Origin of the sequence: Crateriforma spongiae, from assembly GCF_012290005.1 — a bacterium.
Taxonomy (GTDB): Bacteria; Planctomycetota; Planctomycetia; order Pirellulales; family Pirellulaceae; genus Crateriforma; species Crateriforma spongiae.
Window position 1 is genome coordinate 450,916 of sequence record NZ_JAAXMS010000001.1, and the last position, 19,222, is coordinate 470,137.

Genomic DNA, 19,222 nt, shown 5'->3' on the forward strand with positions numbered 1-19,222 from the left:
ACCAAATAGCCGCCGATTTGTTAGGCCAACCCATCGCCCAGCGGTGCGTGCGGCAAACGCGTCATTCAGGGAAGGGATTGTCGAATCAGGTCCGCGCCGATCTTGCTGTCACGGTGTTCGTCGTCGATCGATTCATCAAAAAAGTGAAAGCGGGCTAGGTCGGCATCTCGGTCGTCGGATTCGGTAAGGCTCGCCAGCATGTCGTCCCATTGTGTTTGTTTGGATTGGGAAAGTCCGTGGTACCAAAGCACGTACTGGCTAAGTTCGCGTTCCCGCAGGACGACGTCGCCAAAAAACCGAGTCTGTTGCGACGCGTCCGCGACGCTCCATGCCGCCATTGCGATTGGTGGCAACGGGGATCCGGAAATTCCTAGCGACCAAAAAACATGTCCTTGGTCGGCTTCCCAAATTCCATTGGTCCAGTGTGGCGGTGCATCCAAAAACAAATGCACTTCGGCGACTTCGTTGCCCGGTCCGAACAGATGGGGCGATGTCGCCGCCAACAAACGCTCGGTGACCAATCCCATGGGCGTCGGTTGTTGGTCGTCGGCGGCATCGGGGTGGTCATGTCGCCATTGGGTCACGCTTTCACGATATTCGTCGCTGTCACGAACATACGATTCCAATGATCGACGCATGGCCTTGGGGTCCGATGCGAACTGTAACGCTTTGGCCTGTTGCGGGGTCAACTCAAGCTTTCGCTGCAGGCACTGGACCAGTTGATCACTGGCCTGTTCCGCGGTCGTTGGCCAAGCAAGCCGAGCCAACCGTGGTGCATCCGATGGCCGAATGTAATCGCGTTCCAACAGAAACTGAATCGCCATGGTAGCCAGCCAAGTCGGATCCGTTTGTGGGACAATCTGGTTGGTCGCCTCCGCGGTCCAAAGCGACAAGATCAAGGATCGTGCATCGTTCCGAAAGTCCCCGTTGAACCAAAGCATCACCTGGTCACGGCATGCGGCATCGTCGATTTGTTCTTCCAGCCAACCGCCGATCAGATCGGCCCAGGTGTCGAATGCTTCATAGCGTTGCTGCAGGTTGTCAGCGACGTCAACCGATCCGCGAAAACGCTCGAGGTAGGCGAAGTGGTCGCCCAGGGATGTCGCAAGGTGCTGGTAGTTTCCGTGACCACCGACGTCTTGCGGCATCGCGCCGGCAAAGTCACCGCTGAATCGATAGCCGTCGTCGGTGTATTCCAGCGGGCTATCAGGATACGCTTGGTGAAGCCGTCGCAGTTCCGCTTCGCCAATGTCTTTTAACGGTTGTCGTTTGGAATCGATTTCGTGAACGATGGTGATGTCGCGATGCATCGTGTCGCCGTTCGGGCGAAGACTCACCAGATACACTTTGCGCGAACATCCGGTGATCACAACGAACGCCAGGGCCAACCACGCGTAAAAGCATGCCGTTTGAACGGACGTTCTGCGACACAACATGGATGCCACCCTGGGTCACGCGGAATCAGGTCTGCATGATGGGACGGCTAGGTCGCAACGTGATCGGACCGTTCATTTGGACATCCAATCATGCGTCCACTGGTGCAGTATCGAATGACCGAGCGATGCACGGACCGGCGGACCGTACCGTTCCCCACGATTCCTTCAGTGTAGAGAATTCGGGCGCGGTGGCGGGAAAAACATCAGGCCGCCGGCCAATGGAAAGCCGAAATCAAAACGCGTTAGCGAAACCGTGCTTAGCGGCCCAGCCAGGGCATCAGATCAGGCACCAGGCGGTTGCGGACTGGTTCAGCCAGCGGCTTTTGATAGCTGGGCGGACGCGCGCCGGCATCAGAAGGTCCAATATCCGCTTGGGGATAGGGATCGTGGACGACCGCACTGGCCTGTTGCTGGCCGATTGGGCCGGCGGCGGGCAACCAACCACGGCCACGGCAGCCCAGCGAAACCAGGCAAACGGCGACACCTGCGATAAAGGCGACTTGGCGTTGGCTGGCGGTCATGGGGCGATCCTGACGGTGGCTTGGGAAGGTGCGGACTGCGTCGGCCGAATGCTGTGCCGTTGGGTTGCGTCGAAATTCACCCCCGCAACGGTCGTCCCGCTGCCGTTTCGGAGCGTACGAAGTTTTGGCTGTTGCCGCCAAGGTGAATCGTCGCTTCGGACAGACGATCCGTTCTTCATCATCGATCGGTTCCCCATTGGCTTTGCCACAGCCTTCCCCGCGGCAAATCGGTGGGATCGGTGAATCGGGATTCCGGTCAGACCGTTTCGTCGGGCAATCCCATTGCCAACAGCAGCGACGATTCGGTGGGCTCGACCTGACATTCCGCGCAAGACGCCGGAATCAGCAGGCTTTGCCCGGTCCGCAATTCCCGTTCTTCGTCACCGCATTGCAGCACCACCGTGCCGTGCGGAACGGTCAGGATGACGCATCGGCCGTTGCCACCGATCGGTCGCCGGCCGATGCTGAGTGCTCGCAGTGTGAACTTGTCGCACTGAACCAATGATTGCCAGCCTTCGGCCGAAGGGTCGACCGATGACGGTTTGGCCGGACCGGCCTGGTAGTCGGAAACCGCCAGCGATGGTTCGATGTGCAGCGGACGTGCGTTGCCTTGGGCGTCGACCCGGTTCCAATCAAACAGGCGAAACGTGGTGTCGCTGGATTGCTGGATTTCCGCAATGATCAGCCCTTCACCCAATGCGTGGACGGTGCCCGCGGGGATGAATACGCAGTCACCCGGGGTGGGATGAAACGAGTGCAGGACCTGTTCGGTTTGTCCGGCCTCGACTGCCTCGGCCAGTGTTTGCCGATCCACCCCCTCCTTTAGCCCGGCGTAAATCAGGCTTTCCGGCTCGGCCGCCACGACATACCAGGCTTCTGTTTTGCCCAGGTCCGGCGGATCCATTTGGCGGGCATACGCATCGTCCGGATGGACTTGGACCGAAAGAACGCGGTTGCAATCCAGGTACTTCAACAACAGCGGAAAACGCCCGCCGCTGGCACCGGTTTGCCCGACCTGTTTTTCCCAATCCGACCCCAACAGCCATTCGGGGCGTTCGGCCAGGATTTGCGCCAGCGATTGTCCCTTCAGCGGACCGGCGTCAACGATGCTCTGGTCATCACCGTGGTCAACGATTTCCCAGCTTTCGGCATAGTCCTGTTCAGGCCCCAGTGGTTTCCCCAGCATTTCGCCCAACCGACGGCCGCCCCATAACGTGCGTTTCAGTACGGGCGTGAAGGACAGCGGGTAGCCGTCGATGGATGGTTCGGCGGAAATACTCATGGAATTTGGTTCTGCGTCGTTGCGGTTCTGGAGGGTGAAAGCGGCGATACGGCCAAAGTTGCACAATCCCTACAAACGAAACGACCGGCCAGGCCCGTCGTCACTGGCTTGATTTTCGGGTCAGTTGGTACACTGGGGAAGCGGTCGAGCGATGATTTTAGATCTCCGCATGCCCCGATCTCGGGTCTGCGATTCGAATCGGCCCTTCCCCCTACGATGCGGTTTGGTCCGCATTGGTCATCCGCCCAAACTTTCCCCGCCCCAGCGATCGCTTCGTGGACCGAATCTCCACCCCCAACGACGACCTGTTCGAAAACTCCACGATGACTTTCGGAGAACATCTCCGTGAGTTGCAGCAGGCGTTGACCAAAGCGTGCATTTGGTTGGGAATCGGCGTGGCGATCGGGCTGTTCTTCGCCAACCAGGTGGTGGCCTACATCAAAACACCGCTGGAACAGGCGATCCATCAGTATCACGCCGAACGTGGAATGGCACTGCTGGGGGTCGAAGACACCAAGGCGGACGAGTTGAAGCCGCTTCGCGATGCCTTCGCCGCCGGTGCCTGGGTGGTGGAAGAAGTCGTTCCGGTTCCGGGCGACTTGCAGGATGCTCTTTCACAGTTGCGGTCAGAAGACACCACCGATGCGGATTCAGACACGTCCAACGACGCCGTCCCAGATCCAGAAGCCGGTGAGGCGGCAATTTCGCCCGATGCGATCGAACGTTTGGCGGAACTAGCCGACCAATCACCCCAGTTTCAATTGCGCAAGTCACAGACCAACGTCAGTTCGTTTGAAATGACCGAAGGTTTCATGATTTGGTTCAAAGCGGCGCTGGTGATTGGTGCGGTGGTTTCGTCGCCGTTCGTCTTCTATCACCTGTGGACTTTTGTCGCCGCGGGACTGCACGCGCACGAGCGACGTTACGTTTATTTGTACCTGCCGGTCAGTGTCGGACTTTTCGTCAGCGGCGTGTTGATGGCATTTTACGTGGTGCTGCAGTACGTGATCCATTTTCTGTTGCAGTTCAACGAAAGCATGGACGTGGCCTTTGAACCGCGGCTGAACTATTACGTCAGTTTTGTGTTGCTGTTGCCGCTGGGATTTGGCATCGCGTTTCAATTGCCGCTGGTCATGCTGTTTTTGCAGCGAATCGGTCTTTTGGAAACGGAGGCCTACACGAGCAGTTGGCGAGTCGCCGTGGTGGTCATCTTCGTGATTTCGATGTTGGTCACGCCGGCCGATTGGACCAGCATGGTTCTGTTGGCAATTCCGTTGCTGTTCCTTTATCTGCTGGGCATCGGCATGTGCATGTTCCTGCCACGTGGACGTGGTCTGGGCAGCGATGCCTACGACCCGGTGTCCTAAACGACCCGGTGTCCTAAACGACCCGGTGTCCTAACAAACGAACGGGTGTCCTAGCCAACGATCGGCGTCACCGATCTCTGCGACAGGCTTTGAGCAAGTTCGCGACGTCGAATCGTGCCCTTCATCGTCAACGATCCGTCGGCCTGTGTCGGTGGCGGCCAGACACGGAAAAACTGCTTGGGACGGGCGTAATTTGGAAGATCGCCCAGTGGTTCCAACAGGCTTTCAAGCGTCAACGAATCGTTCGGCTGATCGGTCACAATCCAGGCCACCAAGACGCCGTCTTCTTGACCCACCATGGCATGCCGGATCGGCGGGATCGATTCCAGTCGACGTTCCACATCAGTGGGTTGAATCTTGTGTCCGCAATCCAGAACGATCGCATCATCGCAGCGGCCTAGGATTTTCAATTGCCCCGACGTCGGGTCCACTGCAACAGCGTCACCGGTGTCCAGCCATCCATCGGGATCGATACGCAGGGCCGTCGCGGGGGCATCGTCGATGTAACCGGACATCACGGCGGGACCACGGACGAACAGTCGCCCGTCAATCACGCGATGCTGCCAGTGCCGGGTGACGGGGCCGACCAAACCAGGCCTTGCATCGGAGACCGTTGCGCTGGCGATCACCGGTCCGGTTTCCGTCAATCCGTATCCATGAATGACCGTCACGCCACGCTCGGTCCAGCGATGAAATGTCGCTTCGTCCAGACCCGCGCCGCCGCACCCCAGCACCCGCAAACGGCTTTGCCCATTGGAATCAGGGGCTTGGTTCAACCAGCGTTTGGCAAGGACCGGAACAAGGTTCACATGAGTCGGATGCACCGCCGCCGCCACGCGTTGCAAGCCTTCACCGCCACGGCTGATCGCCAGGGTGCAGCCACTGATCAGCCATGTGCCGACATCGCAGGTTCGTGCGTATGCATGACAGAACGGCAGCACCGTCAATCGCACATCATCGATACTATGCGGAACTGCTTCCAGTTTGTCCTGTGCATTGATCAGCAAGGCGCGATTCGACAGCCGGACACCCTGCGGCCGTGCTGTCGTGCCGCTGGTCCAAAGCACGACCGCGTCGTCATCTGCCGATGACGGACGGGAGGGATAGAGAGCTGCCGGCGGTGCGTCAACGCCGTCATGGCGGATCGGAACATCGCTCGATTCGACCCATTGCCCGGCGGCACGCCGGATCAGATCGTGGGCCATCGCCTGGGAAAGATGTCCGTCGATCGGAACATCGACGCGGCCGGTCCGCAAGCAAGCCATCCAGATCAGCAAATCACTCAGCGAATTAGTGCTGGTGTGGACGATGCGTTGTCCGCTGGCGATTCCGAAATTCTGATCCAACCAAGCGGCCACTCGGCCGGTCATGTTGTTCAGTTCAGACCAATTCAACGAAACAAGCCCCGAACCGGGCCCCGGATCATAGACCAGGGCGACGCGTCGGGGCTGTCGTTGAACATGGCCGGCAAACACCGTCCAAAAATGGTCTTGCACCATCAAACAATTGAAGTGAACCGGTATCGGTCGCCAGGTGTTTTTGATTCGGCACCCGGTTTGCCGAAGGGGCCGTAAAAAAACGCGGCCCGGCAGGTTCGGACCGCGTTGATTTTTTTGAATGTTGCTCGGGTGAGCCGATCAGGCGGTTGCGCCCATCGCTTGACGCAGCTTGGCACCGTTTCCGGCTTGACCAAAGCTGGTCATACGGGCGACACAGACTTCCTTCATCGCGGCGCGGGCCGGCTTCAGGTAGGCACGCGGATCGAATGCCGACGGATCTTCGCTGAAAACTTTGCGGATCGCGCCGGTGATGGCCATACGGCAATCGGTGTCGACATTGATCTTACGAACACCGCTCTTGATACCGCGTTGGATTTCTTCGACCGGCACGCCGTAGGTTTGCTTCATTTCCCCGCCGTACTTGTTGATGATGTCCTGCAATTCTTGCGGAACGCTGCTGCTGCCGTGCATCACCAGGTGAGTGTTGGGCAACTTGGCGTGGATTTCTTCAATCCGCTTCATCGCCAAAACTTCGCCGGTGGGTTTCTTGGTGAACTTGTACGCACCGTGGCTGGTGCCGATGGCAACGGCCAATGCGTCGACGTTGGTTTCTTCGACGAAGCGGGCGGCTTCCTCGGGATCGGTCAGCAATTGGTCACGGGACAGAGTGCCGACGGCGCCGTGTCCGTCTTCTTGTTCGCCGCCGCCGCTTTCCAGCGATCCCAGGCAACCCAATTCGCCTTCGACGCTGACGCCCTTGGCGTGAGCCAGCTTGACCACTTCGGCGGTGACTTTGACGTTGTAGTCATAGTCGGCCGGGGTCTTTCCGTCTTCTTCCAGCGATCCGTCCATCATGACGCTGGTGAATCCGTTTTCGATCGCCGACTGGCAGGTTTCCGGGCTGTTGCCGTGGTCCTGGTGCATGACGGTCGGGATGTGCGGATACAGCTCGGTGGCGGCCAGCATCAGGTGACGCAGGTAAGCGTCTTGGCTGTACGCCCGGGCACCGCGTGACGCCTGGATGATCACCGGCGAATCGGTTTCTTCGGCGGCCTCCATGATCGCCTGAATCTGTTCCATATTGTTGACGTTGAATGCGGCGACGCCATAGTCGTTTTCTGCGGCGTGGTCCAAAACAACACGAAGGGGCACCAGTGCCATGGGTCAAAGTCCTGTGGTTCGATTGTGCGGCGGTTAAGGAGACGAAGGCCGATTATCCGACAGTGCGGTTTTGAAGCAAGAGGCCGCGATCAAGTGTCCCACCGCCGCACGGTCGCACATGTCGGCCGAAAGTCGGGGGCGTTCGACCGGCTACCCGATTTGCCGGCGAACGTCAGGGTTGATCGCGTAAGGCCTGCTGACCGGCTTGAAGCGTGCGAACGATCGCGTCGACATCATACGTGCACCCGCCCCAAGTGCCGCCGCCGACCTGCTGTAACGCCGCCCACAGCCGGGTGTCATCGGGCACATCCGGGTCCACTAATAGCTCCGGATGGGGTGTACGCCGCCGCAATGCGTCCTCAACCGGAATGCCGTCGTGGGTCTGGACCAACTGGACGCTGCCCTGAAGCGTTCGGGTGTCGACTTTGATTTCGATCGTGTCACCGTCTCGGACCTTGCTGATCGGGCCACCCGCCAAGGCCTCAGGCCCGACGTGGCCGATGCACGCGCCCGTGCTGACCCCGGAGAACCTTGCGTCGGTGATCAGTGCGACATCTTTTCCGAAAGAAAGATATTTTAGCGCCGACGTGATCTGATAGGTCTCCTCCATTCCGCAGCCCAGCGGTCCGCGGCCGATCAGCACCATGACGTCTCCGGGGCGAATCTCCTGGACCGACGGATCGGCACTGTTGCCTTTGACCGCTGCGATCGCATCGCGTTCGGACGTGAACACGCGTGCGGGACCGCGTTTGTGATAAACGCCGTCTTGGACCACATCGGGGGCGATCGCCGTGGCTTTGATGACCGAGCCCTCCGGGCACAGGTTGCCTTCGGGAAAGCAAACGGTGCTGGTCAGTCCTCGGGCGGTCGCGCGGTTCGGCGGCATGATGACATCGTCGGGGGACACGCCGTCGGCTTCGACCAGACGCTCGCGGCACGCCTTGCGTCGATCGCTGGTATGCCAGCGGTCCAGGACCTCATCCCAGGTCAGTCCAGAAACGGTTCGAGCTTGGGATTTCAACAGGCCCAGTTCCCTCAGATGCCACGCCACTTCGGGCACGCCGCCGGCCAAGAAGAACCGAACGGTCGGATGTCCCACCGGTCCGTTGGGCAAACAATCCACCAAGCGGGTGACTTGGGCGTTGACGCGGCGGAAATCATCGGCGGTCGGGCGAGGCAAACCGGCCGCTGCGGCGATCGCCGGAATGTGCAGCAATAGATTCGTACTGCCCCCGACCGCCGCATGCATCAGCATGGCGTTTTCGATCGCGTCTTCGGTCAGACTGTCTGCCAGCGATAGGCCATCGCGTTTCATCGCCATCGCGGCATCCGCCGAATCGCGGCACATCTGAAGCCAAATTGGTTGGCCGCTCGGACACAACGCCGCGTGAGGGATGGTCATGCCAAGAGCTTCGGCGACCACTTGCGCGGTGGCGGCGGTTCCCAGGAATTGACAGCCGCCACCTGGTGTACCGCAGGCTCGACAGCCTTCCAGTGACGCCTGTTCCAGACTGATTTCGCCGCGAGCGTACCTCGCACCGATGGTTTGAACTTTTCCCGCGTCTTCGCCTTCGGTGGCCGGCAACGTGACGCCGCCGGGGACCAAAACGTTGTGCAGTTTTTTGGTCCCCGCCAGCGCCATCATCATGGCGGGCAACCCCTTGTCGCAGGTGGCAATGCCGATCACGCCCCGCCGACGAGGCAGCGATCGGATCAGCCGCCGCATCACCATCGCGGCATCGTTCCGATAGGGCAGCGAATCGAACATTCCCCGGGTGCCCTGGGATCGGCCGTCGCAGGGGTCGCTAACAAAGGCGGCAAACGGGACACCATCGGCCGAGGTGACTTGCTCCGCCGCCGCGGCGACCATCAGCCCGACTTCCCAGTGACCGGTGTGGTAGCCCAGTGCCAGGGGCGTGCCGTCCGGATTACGAACCCCGCCTTGGGTGCTGAGGATCAAATATTGGTCGCCCAAGACACGGCGTGGATCAAACCCCATGCCCACGCTTTGGGTCAGCCCGAAAAGGTCCCCGCTGCTCCATTGCCGAAGCATTTCGTCGGACAACGGCAGGCGACCGGTCGGGCCGGGGGCGTGCGTCAGAAGTGATTCACGGTCGGCGGGGCTGGCAAAGAAATCGGGCGTCGCGTCCGTCATGGTGGGGCTATCAAAGGAAAGGCGATGGAGAGACTGAAACGAGAGGCGAAACACCCCACGGAAGGCATCGAAAAAGTATTTTCGAAATTTGACCAGAAAGTTGGCGGGATCGGGCTTTGAACCGTGCTCTACCTTTCTGACCAATCTGCATGACGTGTCGATTGCCATTGCCGGCGATCGCGTTCGGAGGCGTCAACACGAGTTGACGGAGAAGTCGATGAACGACTGAGCGGCGTTTGCGGAAAGATGAGCGTCGGCCAAGGCATCGTTCAGTGTCTGCCATTTTGGGGCATCTTGGCGGGCCCTGGTCGTTGCCCGCCGAGGCCGTTGGTCTATCAGGTGATCGGGTGGACGAGACGGAAGTGATCAACGGCAACAGTAAGTTGGCTGGCAAACCAGGTGAGGGTTTGAAGCAGGATAGACAAAGTTAGCAAACGACGTGGGACGCGGGAGAAGCGTTCCAAGTCGGCCGGTGGCACAGTTGGCCGGCCCGGCGTGGACGAGTTGATCGTTTCGCCGGGCAGGTTCGGGTCGCGGCGAACGCGGTAGCGGCGGGGGCATCGCTCATCCGCTGGCAATCCATCGGTTCGATGGTCGCTCTTGGAACCGAGGAGCTGTCAGGCGGTTTGGGCCGCGTCGCAACGCGTTCGTCGCGATTCGACAAAACAGCCGAAGAAACGAAGAAGGGTGTGAGATAACGAAGGGGATGGGGTGAGCTGAACGTGGGTGTGGGTGCAGGCGGTCTGTGTACGGATCGTCAATACTTACCGTAGGTTCGGGGCGGATGCTATTCTGCGAAGACGGTTCGCATGTCGGCAGTTCGCTTAAGGTTCCTATGTCATCCCAGCCCAGTGACGATTTACTGGTCGATCGTTTCCGGAACGGAGACGAGCGGGCGGCTGATGATTTATACGAGCGGTACGCTCACCGGCTGATCGGGTTGATCGCCAGTCGGATGAATGAGCGTTTGAGGACGCGGACCGAGCCGGAAGATGTTCTGCAGTCGGTGCTCCGCAGCGTCTTCATGGGCGTCCGTTCGGGACAATACAATGCACCGGAGGGTGCGACGCTGTGGAATTTGATGTCGGTAATCGCGGTTCGTAAGGTCCGCAACCATTACCGCGCCATGCTGACGCAACGCCGCGGGGCCAAGGTTTTCTCGTTGGACGATCCCGAGAGCTGGGACGAAGCCATCGACGATGAATCCTTGCAGTTGTTCGAAACCAGCTTTCGCGAATTGATCGAACCTCTCCGTGCCGACGAACAACAAATTGTGACGCTGCGTTTGCAGATGCACACAGTGGAGGAGATTGCACAGATCATCGGACGAAGCCGACGTTCCGTTGAACGGATCTTGCAAAATTGTCGCTCGCGTCTGACTCAGCAGCTAAGCCAAGCGGATCGAAACGAAACAACGGAATGAGGTTCCGGCCTTCGCCCTTTTGAAAGGCGAACGCCAATGCCGCATCGCCCGTCGGGCGATGCCGGTCCGTGTTGATACCGATCGCTGCGTCTGACAAGCACCATCTGAAATTACAATCGTTCGATTCAACCGACGATTGCTCGGGGCTGGTTTTGCCGCGGGCAAGCACGCAACGTGATGGCCAACGGCGATGGTCCGGCCAATACGTTCAGCGATGCGTGTGCCCCCGCGATCACAAACCAATCAATGACGGATTTTTGATTCACGATACGGATTCAGCCGACATGATGATCGAAGCGAAAGATACCGACAGGCTCGAGGATGCCGTCGCAGCTTTCGAAACGGATTGGACGAACGATTCGATTGATCGAATCGCCGACGTGCTGAAACGTCACTCCCTTGGCGATGATTTGGCCGCCGCGACCGAATTGATCCGCGTCGACATCGAACGTCGATACGGCGCGGGAAACCCATTGGATTTGGCCGACTACCGGTCTGCGTTTCCCCGGCTTTGGCGACACCAGGAATTCGTGTCGCAGATTCATTTCGAAGATCGGCGGTCACGCAGCGTTGCCGGGATGCCGGACGATCCGACAAGGTATCAGGAGCAAACCGACCGTCGCATTGATGATGACGACCCGTCAAGCCGGCAAAGTCCAGGCGATGCTGCGGCATCGACGACGGGACCTTCGGAAGGTCTTCGCCTGAACCTGCGTCGGATCGGATACGAGATCGAAGCACGTTTGGGGCGCGGGGCGTTTAGCGAAGTCTACCTGGCGACGGAAAAGCACCTCGCCGGTCGTTTCGTGGTCTTGAAGATCGTTCGTGACGAGCGGAACGAATCTCAGCGATTGGCAACGCTGCAACACACGAACATCGTGCCCATCTTTTCGGTCCACCGTTTTGATGATTGCACCGTGTTGTGCATGCCCTATGCGGGAAGCTTGACGCTGCAAAAGTTTCTGTCCCAGTCGGACATGCCGGAGGATCGAAATGGCCAGTCGTTGATCGCGACACTGTGCAATCGCAGTGACGAAACGGTTCAGCGGTTCGATGCGGTTGGGACACCTTCGACCGCGACGATCACGCCACAGCAATATGTGAACGATTCTTTCCTGACGCCGCTGGATTGGGCCGCCGATCCAATGGTGGCCGACAAGCCGATCGCCGACCAGTCACCGCTGATTCGGCTGCAGCCAATGGGGCGAGCTGACTTAACGTTGTGGCTGTTTTCCAAGATTGTCGAAGCACTCGTTCACTCGCATGCCCGCGGGATTTTGCACAGCGATCTGAAGCCCGCCAATGTGTTGATCCGAAACGATGGTGAACCGGCGTTGCTGGACTTCAACCTTTCCCAATCGTTTCAAAATCATGGTTCCGCGATCGCCGGTGGTACCCTGCCCTACATGTCACCGGAAACCTATCGGCGGATGATGGGTTGCGATCTGGCCGCGGATCCTCGTGCCGATTTGTGGTCGGTCGGCGTGATGATGTACGAGTTTCTTTGCGGGCGTTTGCCGTTCAAGCCGCCGGAGTCGGCCGCCGCGATCGATTTGGAAGTCGGCGTGCAGCATCGCCGCGGTCCGGTGGTCTGGGATTCGTCGACAAAGGTCCCGCTGGGGCTGCGGTGCATTATCGAAAAATGCTTGGCCTTTGATCCGGCCGATCGTTATAGCGACAGCGAACAGTTGCTGACCGACCTGCGATCCCAAGCCACGGATCGCCCGTTGCAATTCGCAAGTGAACCCTTGCGCGGACGCTGTCACAAATGGTTTCGCCGGCATCCCAAGGCTGTATCGGGCGGCTCGGTTGCGACGTTGGCCGCGCTGACGGCGTTGATGTTGGTGCCTTTGGCTGTTCGATGGCGGAACCAATCGCTGGCACTCGAAGCAAAGTCGCAATTGGTTCAGTTTCAAGATTTGTCTGACCGCTTACTGGCCAGACAAATCGTCGATCCACAACGAACCGATCCGAACTACTTCAACGACCTGGTGCGTCCACTGACTGACCGTGGATTGTTGGTACCCGGTGAACCCACGCGGTGGATTCAAGCGGCGACCACCCGGGAAAGTCAGCTTCAACGAGGTCAGGTGCTGTTCCGGCATCTTGGGCATGCGGCGATCAATGCGGTGGAACGGCTGGACGATGTTCATGGCACCGACAACGCCACCGAAGCCGATGTTGCCCAATTGCAAACTCTGGTCCATGCGTTTCGGGAAACCATTCGGGCGACCGGCGGTGATCCGGATGAATCACGTGCGTACCGCTTCTTGCTGCAAGACCTGCAGCGTTTCACGGAACGTGATGACGTCGACACCAATGAAGATTCCGTCCCGCCGGAAAAGTTGGCGTACGTCAGCGACGACGAAGCGTACTTGGAGGCAGTGCGAGATTTAAAGGACCGGCACTACCGCGAGGCAATTGAATTGCTAACGATGCTTGCGGACAAACAGGCCATCGCATCGTCGTTGCGCTGGACCATGCTTGCGCGAGCCCAGCGAGGCCAACGCGAATTCAAAGACGCACTGCTGTCGTTCACGCAATCCATCGAACGGTCACCCGATTCACCACGTTTGTGGTACTTGCGTGGGCGATGCCAACAAAGCCTGAAAAGGTTCGCCAAAGCCGAATCGGACTACCACCGTGCGTTGCAGTTGGATCCGGCGTTTGTTTCGGCACGCTGGTCACACGCGCAGTGTCTGATGGCTTTGGGTCAGCCCGAAGAAGCCTTGCAGACGCTCAATACAGGGCTTCAGCATCGTCCCGAAAACTTGTCGTTGACGATCTTGCGAAGCCAAGTTCAACGTCAACTTGGGAACACCGACGCTTCCAAAGCCGACTATGCCAAGGCGATCGAGGGGACGCCGGAGAGTTTTGCCGAGTACCTGAATCGAGCCAAATATCGCCAAGGCGATGATTTGGAAGGCAAGTTGGCGGATTTGCTGGAGGCCAAGAAGTTGCGCGCGACTTCACCGGAGGTGCATTATCAGTTGGCAGCGGTCCATACAAAACTGGGTGACTTGGATGCCGCCATCGCATCACTGGACGAAGTCCGCCGGCTGAACCCCAGCGATGAACGTGCGATGGTCGATACCGGCGTATTGTTGGCACGCTCGCAAGAAACCGAGTCGGCGCTGCAAATGATGGATGCCGCACTTCAGCGGCCCAACAGCGGGCGAACGCTGTACCAGGCCGCGTGTATCTGTTCCCTGGTCGGTGACAACACACGCTATCAGCGAGGCGTGTCGCTATTGGCCAGTGCAATTCATTCCGGCTATGGCGTGGACCTGCTTCGCACAGATACCGACTTGGACGCCCTGCGACGTTTTCCCGGCTTTGCGGCCGTGGGGCGGACGGCCGAATTGGTACGTCGGACTCGATACAGCAATCGGAATCAGGGGCAAGACGAACAGGACGTTTGGGATATCACCGACTAGGCATACACAACAATTTTCGTTTTTTGTCCACACCGCAATCGCGGAATGAAAGGAACCACCCTTGCCCGCCCCTAATCGACGACGCCAGATTCAATCACAGTTGTTGGAATCGCGTCGAATGCTTGCCGCGTTCGGAACGCCGTGGCCTGATCCATCCAGCCTGTCCATCAGTTTTGCCCACGACGGTTCGGATATTCACGGGCAAGATAACGAAATCCATTCGCAACTTGACGCTTTGGCCGACCGCCAAGAGTGGCAAGAGTTGGCGCTGCGTGCTTTTCAAACCTGGTCATACGTCGCCGACATTAACGTCGCACTGACGAATGACGCGGGCGCCGACTTCGGAACGCCGGGATTGCAGCAAAATGATCCGCGGTTCGGTGAATTTCGAATCGGATCGATTCCACAGTCCGGCGCTCTAGCCAACACGTTGCCTTTCCAAGTGATGGCGGGAACGCTGTCGGGTGACTTGTTGCTAAACTCCGCCACGAATTTCGCCTATCACGATTGGGCCGGTGGCGCCGCGCCCGATCCCACGCCGCCGGAATCGCCACAACAGTTCGATCTGTTCAGCGTTTTCTTGCACGAAGCGGGCAATGCCCTGGGCATCGAAGACAATGACTTGACGTCGTCGGTCATGTTCCAAAACTACACCGTCCCCAAAGGGATTCTGACGGCCCAAGACATCGCCGATATCCAAGCATTATATGGCCAGCGGTCCGACGACTATGAATCCGCTGACAACGGATCGTTTTTGACGGCAAGCCTGATCGCGAATCCCGCCGGTTTTGATCCAGCAGGTCAGACCATCCGAGTGCGCGGAAGTCTAAAAGACGCGGCGGACGTCGACGTGTATCGGTACGTCCCTTTGTCGTTGTCTGGCGACGTGACGGTGACCCTGCAGGCTCGCGAAATCAGCTTGCTTCAAGGCAAGATTGAACTGCTGAACTTGACCGGAGGCATTTTGGCTTCGGCCGAAGCCGATTCTGTTTTTGACAATGATGTGTCATTGACCCTCGGCGGACTGTCCGCACAACAGCTGGCCTACATTCGTGTGACGGGAGCCGACGGCGATGTCTACAGTGCCGGTGATTATGACTTGGTCATCGATTACCGATCCGATACGGTTCAAGCATCGGACTTGGTGACACCCGCCTACGACAGTTTGGCCGAGCACCTGTGGCAAAACTTTGACTTGATCGATGACGAAGTCGGTGCGACCGATGTGATCGCCGACGCTCTGCCCTTGCCCGTGATGCCTGGCGGGATCCAAAGTCATCGCCAGGAAGTCCTTTCGTCGGTCGGCGGTACCAATAACAGTGGATCCACCGACGTCGATGTCTGGAAAGTGGCCGTACCGGCCAATGTTAGCGGCGCGATGCGGGTTCACCTGTCGCCGATCGGTGGTGATGCTGCGGCAGACTTGAAGATTCAAATTCTGGATGCCAGTGGCGCCACCGTCGGTGCGTCCGGACGCTTAGCAGCGGATGGTACTTGGACATTAGACGTCGACCAGCCCACACCGGGGGCCGAGTACTTTCTGCGGATTTCGGTGGATCCCAGTTCTGCCGTGGATGTCGGCAACTATGTCGCGTCGGCCGAATTCACACCGGCGTTTACCGACGCACACCAGATGTTCTCGCGGACGATCCAACCGGGCGAAGATGAATTCGTCCGCTGGAATTTGCGTGAATCGAAGATGTATCGTTTCGACTTGTCGGCAACGGCAGCATCCGACGATGCCGGTGTTCGACTGACCGTGTACGACGCATTCACCAAAGAAGTCGTTTTGGTTGTCGGGGCAACCGCGGGCGGTTCACGTTCCGTTCACGCGATGTTGGATTCTGGTGACTATATCCTGCGGTTTGCGGCGGTATCGCGCGGTGATGCTCCGGTGCAAGCGGTGGATGCGTCATTGTTCGTTCACGGCTTGTCCGATGATCAAGATCCCGGAAACGGATCCGATCCGGACGAAGGCGATTCAGACTACGATCCCTACTACTATTACGACGACTACGACTACGATTACGACTATTACTACTACTATTACGATCCGTTCGGGTACGACGACTACTACTCGTCCTATTCATCCAATTGAAGGGGGGCGATATGAGCGTGATGAATGGATCGGATGTGGGAGCGTCTGCTGGGCGTGATCGTCGCGGTGGATTTGCAGCAACCTTGCCACAGCATCAGGCTGTGGGGCTCGATCAGTTGATCCAACAACTATCGCAGCAGGCGGTTGCCAGGTATCGCACCCTGCAAGTCAACAGTGGCGACGCTTCGGCGGCTGCGTTGACAGCGACGGCCGTCCACCAGCATGCGTGTCGGAGGCTCCGAAGAGACGCCGAATGCACAACCGCCTTGAACGTTTGTGCCATTGAGCTGTTGAGGCAAGGACACGGACGACGTGCAACGGAACTGTTGCATTCATCTCCGGGATCGCTGCACCACGACGATCATTCGTTGTTGATCGTCGCATTGGCATCGTTGGCCGATGAGGATTTGGCGGCGGCTGAAACGATGCTGATTCGTTCCGTCGATTGCCAGCCCAACCAAGCAATGGCCTGGTTGATTCTGGCGCGGATTTACCGCGATCAGGGGAATGCCGATCGTGCGATTGCGTACTTCGAACGGGGGCTTTTACTGGATCCCGAACACGGCGATGCCGCCATCGATCTGGCGCGGCTGTATGTCGGACGACGGCAGGTTTCGGCGGCCATTTCGACGTTGCGTCCCGCCCTGGCGCGGCATCCTCGTTCGGCCGCATTGAATGAGACGTTTGCGGCGCTGCTGCTGCGACGTGCGGCATGGCTCCGCCGTTTGCGTCGGATCAATGCCGCAACGGAACTGTCAAAAAAGGCACTGCGGCATCTGCGAATCGCAGTTCAGTCACGACCCACCGCCGAATTGTGGGCACGGATCGGAACCGGTGAATTGAGGCGAGAAAACTTCACCGCCGCTCGTCAAGCATTCGAATCAGCGTTGGCACTGAACCCCGATTTTCGACCTGCGGCAACGCGACTGGCAACCTTGGATGTTGATCAAGGCAACATCGACGGAGCACGAAGCCAGTTTGACCGACTGGTACAGCAATCCGATTCGTCGGCGTTAGCACACTTTCGGTATTCTCGAATTCGGAAATTCAAACCAGACGATCAATCGAATCGCTATCTGACCGAATTGCGTCGGCGATTGGCAAAAGCAGACCAGCCGGTGGAACAAACCCAGTGGCTGTATACCATCGCGAAAGTTTGCGATGACTGCGGTGATTTTGATCAGGCCTGGGACGCATATCGACAAGCCAACCAGATCAAAATGCGTCGCATGCGTCCCGATGAATCAGGACGTATGGCTGGCATCGTTGATGATGCCATCGCGGCGTTTGATGCGGACACGTTTCAACATTTTGCTGGGATCGGACACGGTTCTCAGCAGCCGATCTTCATCGTCGGAATGCCGAGATCCGGGACCACTTTGACCGAACAGATCCTAAGCTGCCATTCACTGATCGATGGCGCCGGCGAATTGAAAGATCTGGAACGCCTGCGGTGCCGAATGTTTCGAGCTTGGCACCAACGAATGCAGTCATCGGGATCGTTCCGCGGGCCGGTTCGCGCGGTCAAGTATCACAACGGGTTGCCCTTTGCCCAGGCGGAAGACTTCAAACAGTTTCAGATGGACTACTTGGAACAACTGTCCGTTCATCAAGTTGATGGTCAGTACGTGACCGACAAAATGCCGACCAATTTCATGCATCTCGGTCTGGTCGCCCTCTGTTTTACAAACGCACGCATCATCCACTGTCGGCGAGATCCGATGGACATTCTGGCGTCATCGATGTGCCAGAATTTGACGCCGCCATTTTGTGATCCCGATACCTTGGCCGATTACTACATCCAATATCGTCGGATGATGGATCATTGGCGACGGGTCGTTCCCAACCGATTGGTCGAAGTCGACTACGAAAAACTGGCTTCGGACAGCGAAAGTCAGATTCGTCGTGTGTTCACCGAACTTGAAATCCCTTTCCAAGACGCTTGCTTACGATTTCATGAAAATGACCGATCGGTCCACACGCCGAGCAAATTCCAAGTACGCCAACCGATGTACGCAACATCGATCGGCAAATGGAAACGCTTTGAACGTCAATTGAAGCCGATCGCCGAACGTCTTCAGCAGGCATCGACGGATTGACGCCGATGCCGGCATACTAGTCGCGGCGGTTCAATAGAATGAACAGGTAATACGCCAGCGTCATGACCGATTGCAGGGTCGCCGCCACATAGGTCAGTGCCGCGGCGTTCAATACCTTCGACACGTACGGCAGTTCCGCTTCAGCGATCAAACGCTGGTCGACCAATTGTTGCTTCGCTCGCGCACTGGCATCGAATTCAACCGGCAAATTAATCAGCTGGAAAAATACCACGGCCGAAAACAGGGCCACACCGATCCACGCCAGTGGTTGTGATCCCAACCAGATGCCTCCGATCAGCATCCAAACCCCTGCACCACTGCCGAAGCTGGCTGCGGGAACCGCCAGATTGCGAATCACCAGCGGTGCGTACTGTCGGGCGTCTTGAAACGCGTGACCCGCCTCGTGGCAGGCGACGCCAAGGGCTGCCATGTTGCGTCCGTTGTAGACATCCGCCGACAATCGGACGACTTTGCCACGGGGATCGTAATGATCGCTCAGGTGACCGGGCACCATTTCGATCGGCACACCTTGCAGACCGCCGGAATCAAGCATGCGACGTGCCGCTTCGGCACCGCTCATTCGCGCCGGAACTTCGCTCATGCTGCTGAAGTTCGACTTGACTCGCCACTGGGCGTACAGACCCAAAAGAAACGGCGGCAAAACGAATAGGAAATACAGAAGCATCGGTTTTCAAGTTCCTTGCAGAACGGCTCAGGGCTGGGAGCGGCCAACATGGCAGCAAA

At 58.3% G+C, this 19,222-nt stretch carries 13 protein-coding genes; 5 read left to right on the forward strand and 8 right to left on the reverse strand.

Annotated features, from left to right (window positions below; all coding sequences use genetic code 11):
- Window positions 1–65: 65 nt before the first annotated feature.
- From HFP54_RS01695 to HFP54_RS01705, 3 genes are all read right to left on the reverse strand, one after another.
- Complete coding sequence (locus HFP54_RS01695; RefSeq protein ID WP_168563834.1) at window positions 66–1,337, reverse strand: hypothetical protein; 1,272 nt, start codon at window positions 1,335–1,337, stop codon at window positions 66–68.
- A gap of 356 nt (window positions 1,338–1,693) precedes the next feature.
- The gene (locus tag HFP54_RS01700; RefSeq protein ID WP_145301491.1) at window positions 1,694–1,957 is read right to left on the reverse strand and encodes a membrane or secreted protein; all 264 of its coding nucleotides are present in this window, start codon (window positions 1,955–1,957) and stop codon (window positions 1,694–1,696) included.
- 256 nt (window positions 1,958–2,213) lie between these two features.
- Window positions 2,214–3,239, reverse strand: a complete 1,026-nt coding sequence (locus HFP54_RS01705) for a type I phosphomannose isomerase catalytic subunit (protein ID WP_206035953.1) — start codon at window positions 3,237–3,239, stop codon at window positions 2,214–2,216.
- Window positions 3,240–3,562: 323 nt separating this feature from the next.
- Here HFP54_RS01705 and tatC point away from each other — a divergent pair, with 323 nt between their 5' ends.
- Complete coding sequence (tatC, locus tag HFP54_RS01710) at window positions 3,563–4,606, forward strand: twin-arginine translocase subunit TatC (protein ID WP_206035954.1); 1,044 nt, start codon at window positions 3,563–3,565, stop codon at window positions 4,604–4,606.
- Between the two features lie 50 nt (window positions 4,607–4,656).
- Here the strand turns inward: tatC and HFP54_RS01715 are convergent, their stop codons facing one another.
- The 3 genes from HFP54_RS01715 to HFP54_RS01725 all read right to left on the reverse strand — a co-directional run bounded on the left by HFP54_RS01715 (window position 4,657) and on the right by HFP54_RS01725 (window position 9,421).
- Complete coding sequence (locus HFP54_RS01715; protein ID WP_168563836.1) at window positions 4,657–6,105, reverse strand: class I adenylate-forming enzyme family protein; 1,449 nt, start codon at window positions 6,103–6,105, stop codon at window positions 4,657–4,659.
- Window positions 6,106–6,243: 138 nt separating this feature from the next.
- A complete protein-coding gene (gene fba / locus HFP54_RS01720) occupies window positions 6,244–7,266 on the reverse strand; it encodes a class II fructose-bisphosphate aldolase (RefSeq protein ID WP_146411974.1) in 1,023 nt (340 codons plus the stop codon).
- A gap of 172 nt (window positions 7,267–7,438) precedes the next feature.
- On the reverse strand, window positions 7,439–9,421 hold the full coding sequence (locus HFP54_RS01725; RefSeq protein WP_168563837.1) for a YjhG/YagF family D-xylonate dehydratase: 1,983 nt from the start codon (window positions 9,419–9,421) through the stop codon (window positions 7,439–7,441).
- 784 nt (window positions 9,422–10,205) lie between these two features.
- Here HFP54_RS01725 and HFP54_RS01730 point away from each other — a divergent pair.
- Window positions 10,206–10,844, forward strand: coding sequence for an RNA polymerase sigma factor (locus HFP54_RS01730; protein WP_146411977.1), 639 nt, complete (start codon window positions 10,206–10,208; stop codon window positions 10,842–10,844).
- Window positions 10,845–10,969: 125 nt separating this feature from the next.
- Here HFP54_RS01730 and HFP54_RS01735 read toward each other — a convergent pair whose 3' ends face one another.
- A complete protein-coding gene (locus tag HFP54_RS01735; protein WP_168563838.1) occupies window positions 10,970–11,110 on the reverse strand; it encodes a hypothetical protein in 141 nt (46 codons plus the stop codon).
- An 18-nt stretch (window positions 11,111–11,128) separates the two neighbouring features.
- On the opposite strand from HFP54_RS01735, the gene HFP54_RS01740 reads away from it, so the two are divergent.
- From HFP54_RS01740 to HFP54_RS01750, 3 genes are all read left to right on the forward strand, one after another.
- On the forward strand, window positions 11,129–14,281 hold the full coding sequence (locus tag HFP54_RS01740) for a serine/threonine-protein kinase (RefSeq protein WP_168563839.1): 3,153 nt from the start codon (window positions 11,129–11,131) through the stop codon (window positions 14,279–14,281).
- Between the two features lie 61 nt (window positions 14,282–14,342).
- Window positions 14,343–16,379, forward strand: coding sequence for a matrixin family metalloprotease (locus HFP54_RS01745; protein WP_168563840.1), 2,037 nt, complete (start codon window positions 14,343–14,345; stop codon window positions 16,377–16,379).
- A gap of 326 nt (window positions 16,380–16,705) precedes the next feature.
- The gene (locus HFP54_RS01750) at window positions 16,706–18,478 is read left to right on the forward strand and encodes a tetratricopeptide repeat-containing sulfotransferase family protein (protein ID WP_168563841.1); all 1,773 of its coding nucleotides are present in this window, start codon (window positions 16,706–16,708) and stop codon (window positions 18,476–18,478) included.
- Between the two features lie 16 nt (window positions 18,479–18,494).
- On the opposite strand, the gene HFP54_RS01755 is transcribed toward HFP54_RS01750, so the two are convergent.
- Window positions 18,495–19,163 carry a zinc metallopeptidase gene (locus HFP54_RS01755; RefSeq protein ID WP_145301462.1) on the reverse strand — a complete coding sequence of 223 codons (669 nt, stop codon included), beginning with the start codon at window positions 19,161–19,163 and terminating at the stop codon, window positions 18,495–18,497.
- Between the last annotated feature and the right edge of the window lie 59 nt (window positions 19,164–19,222).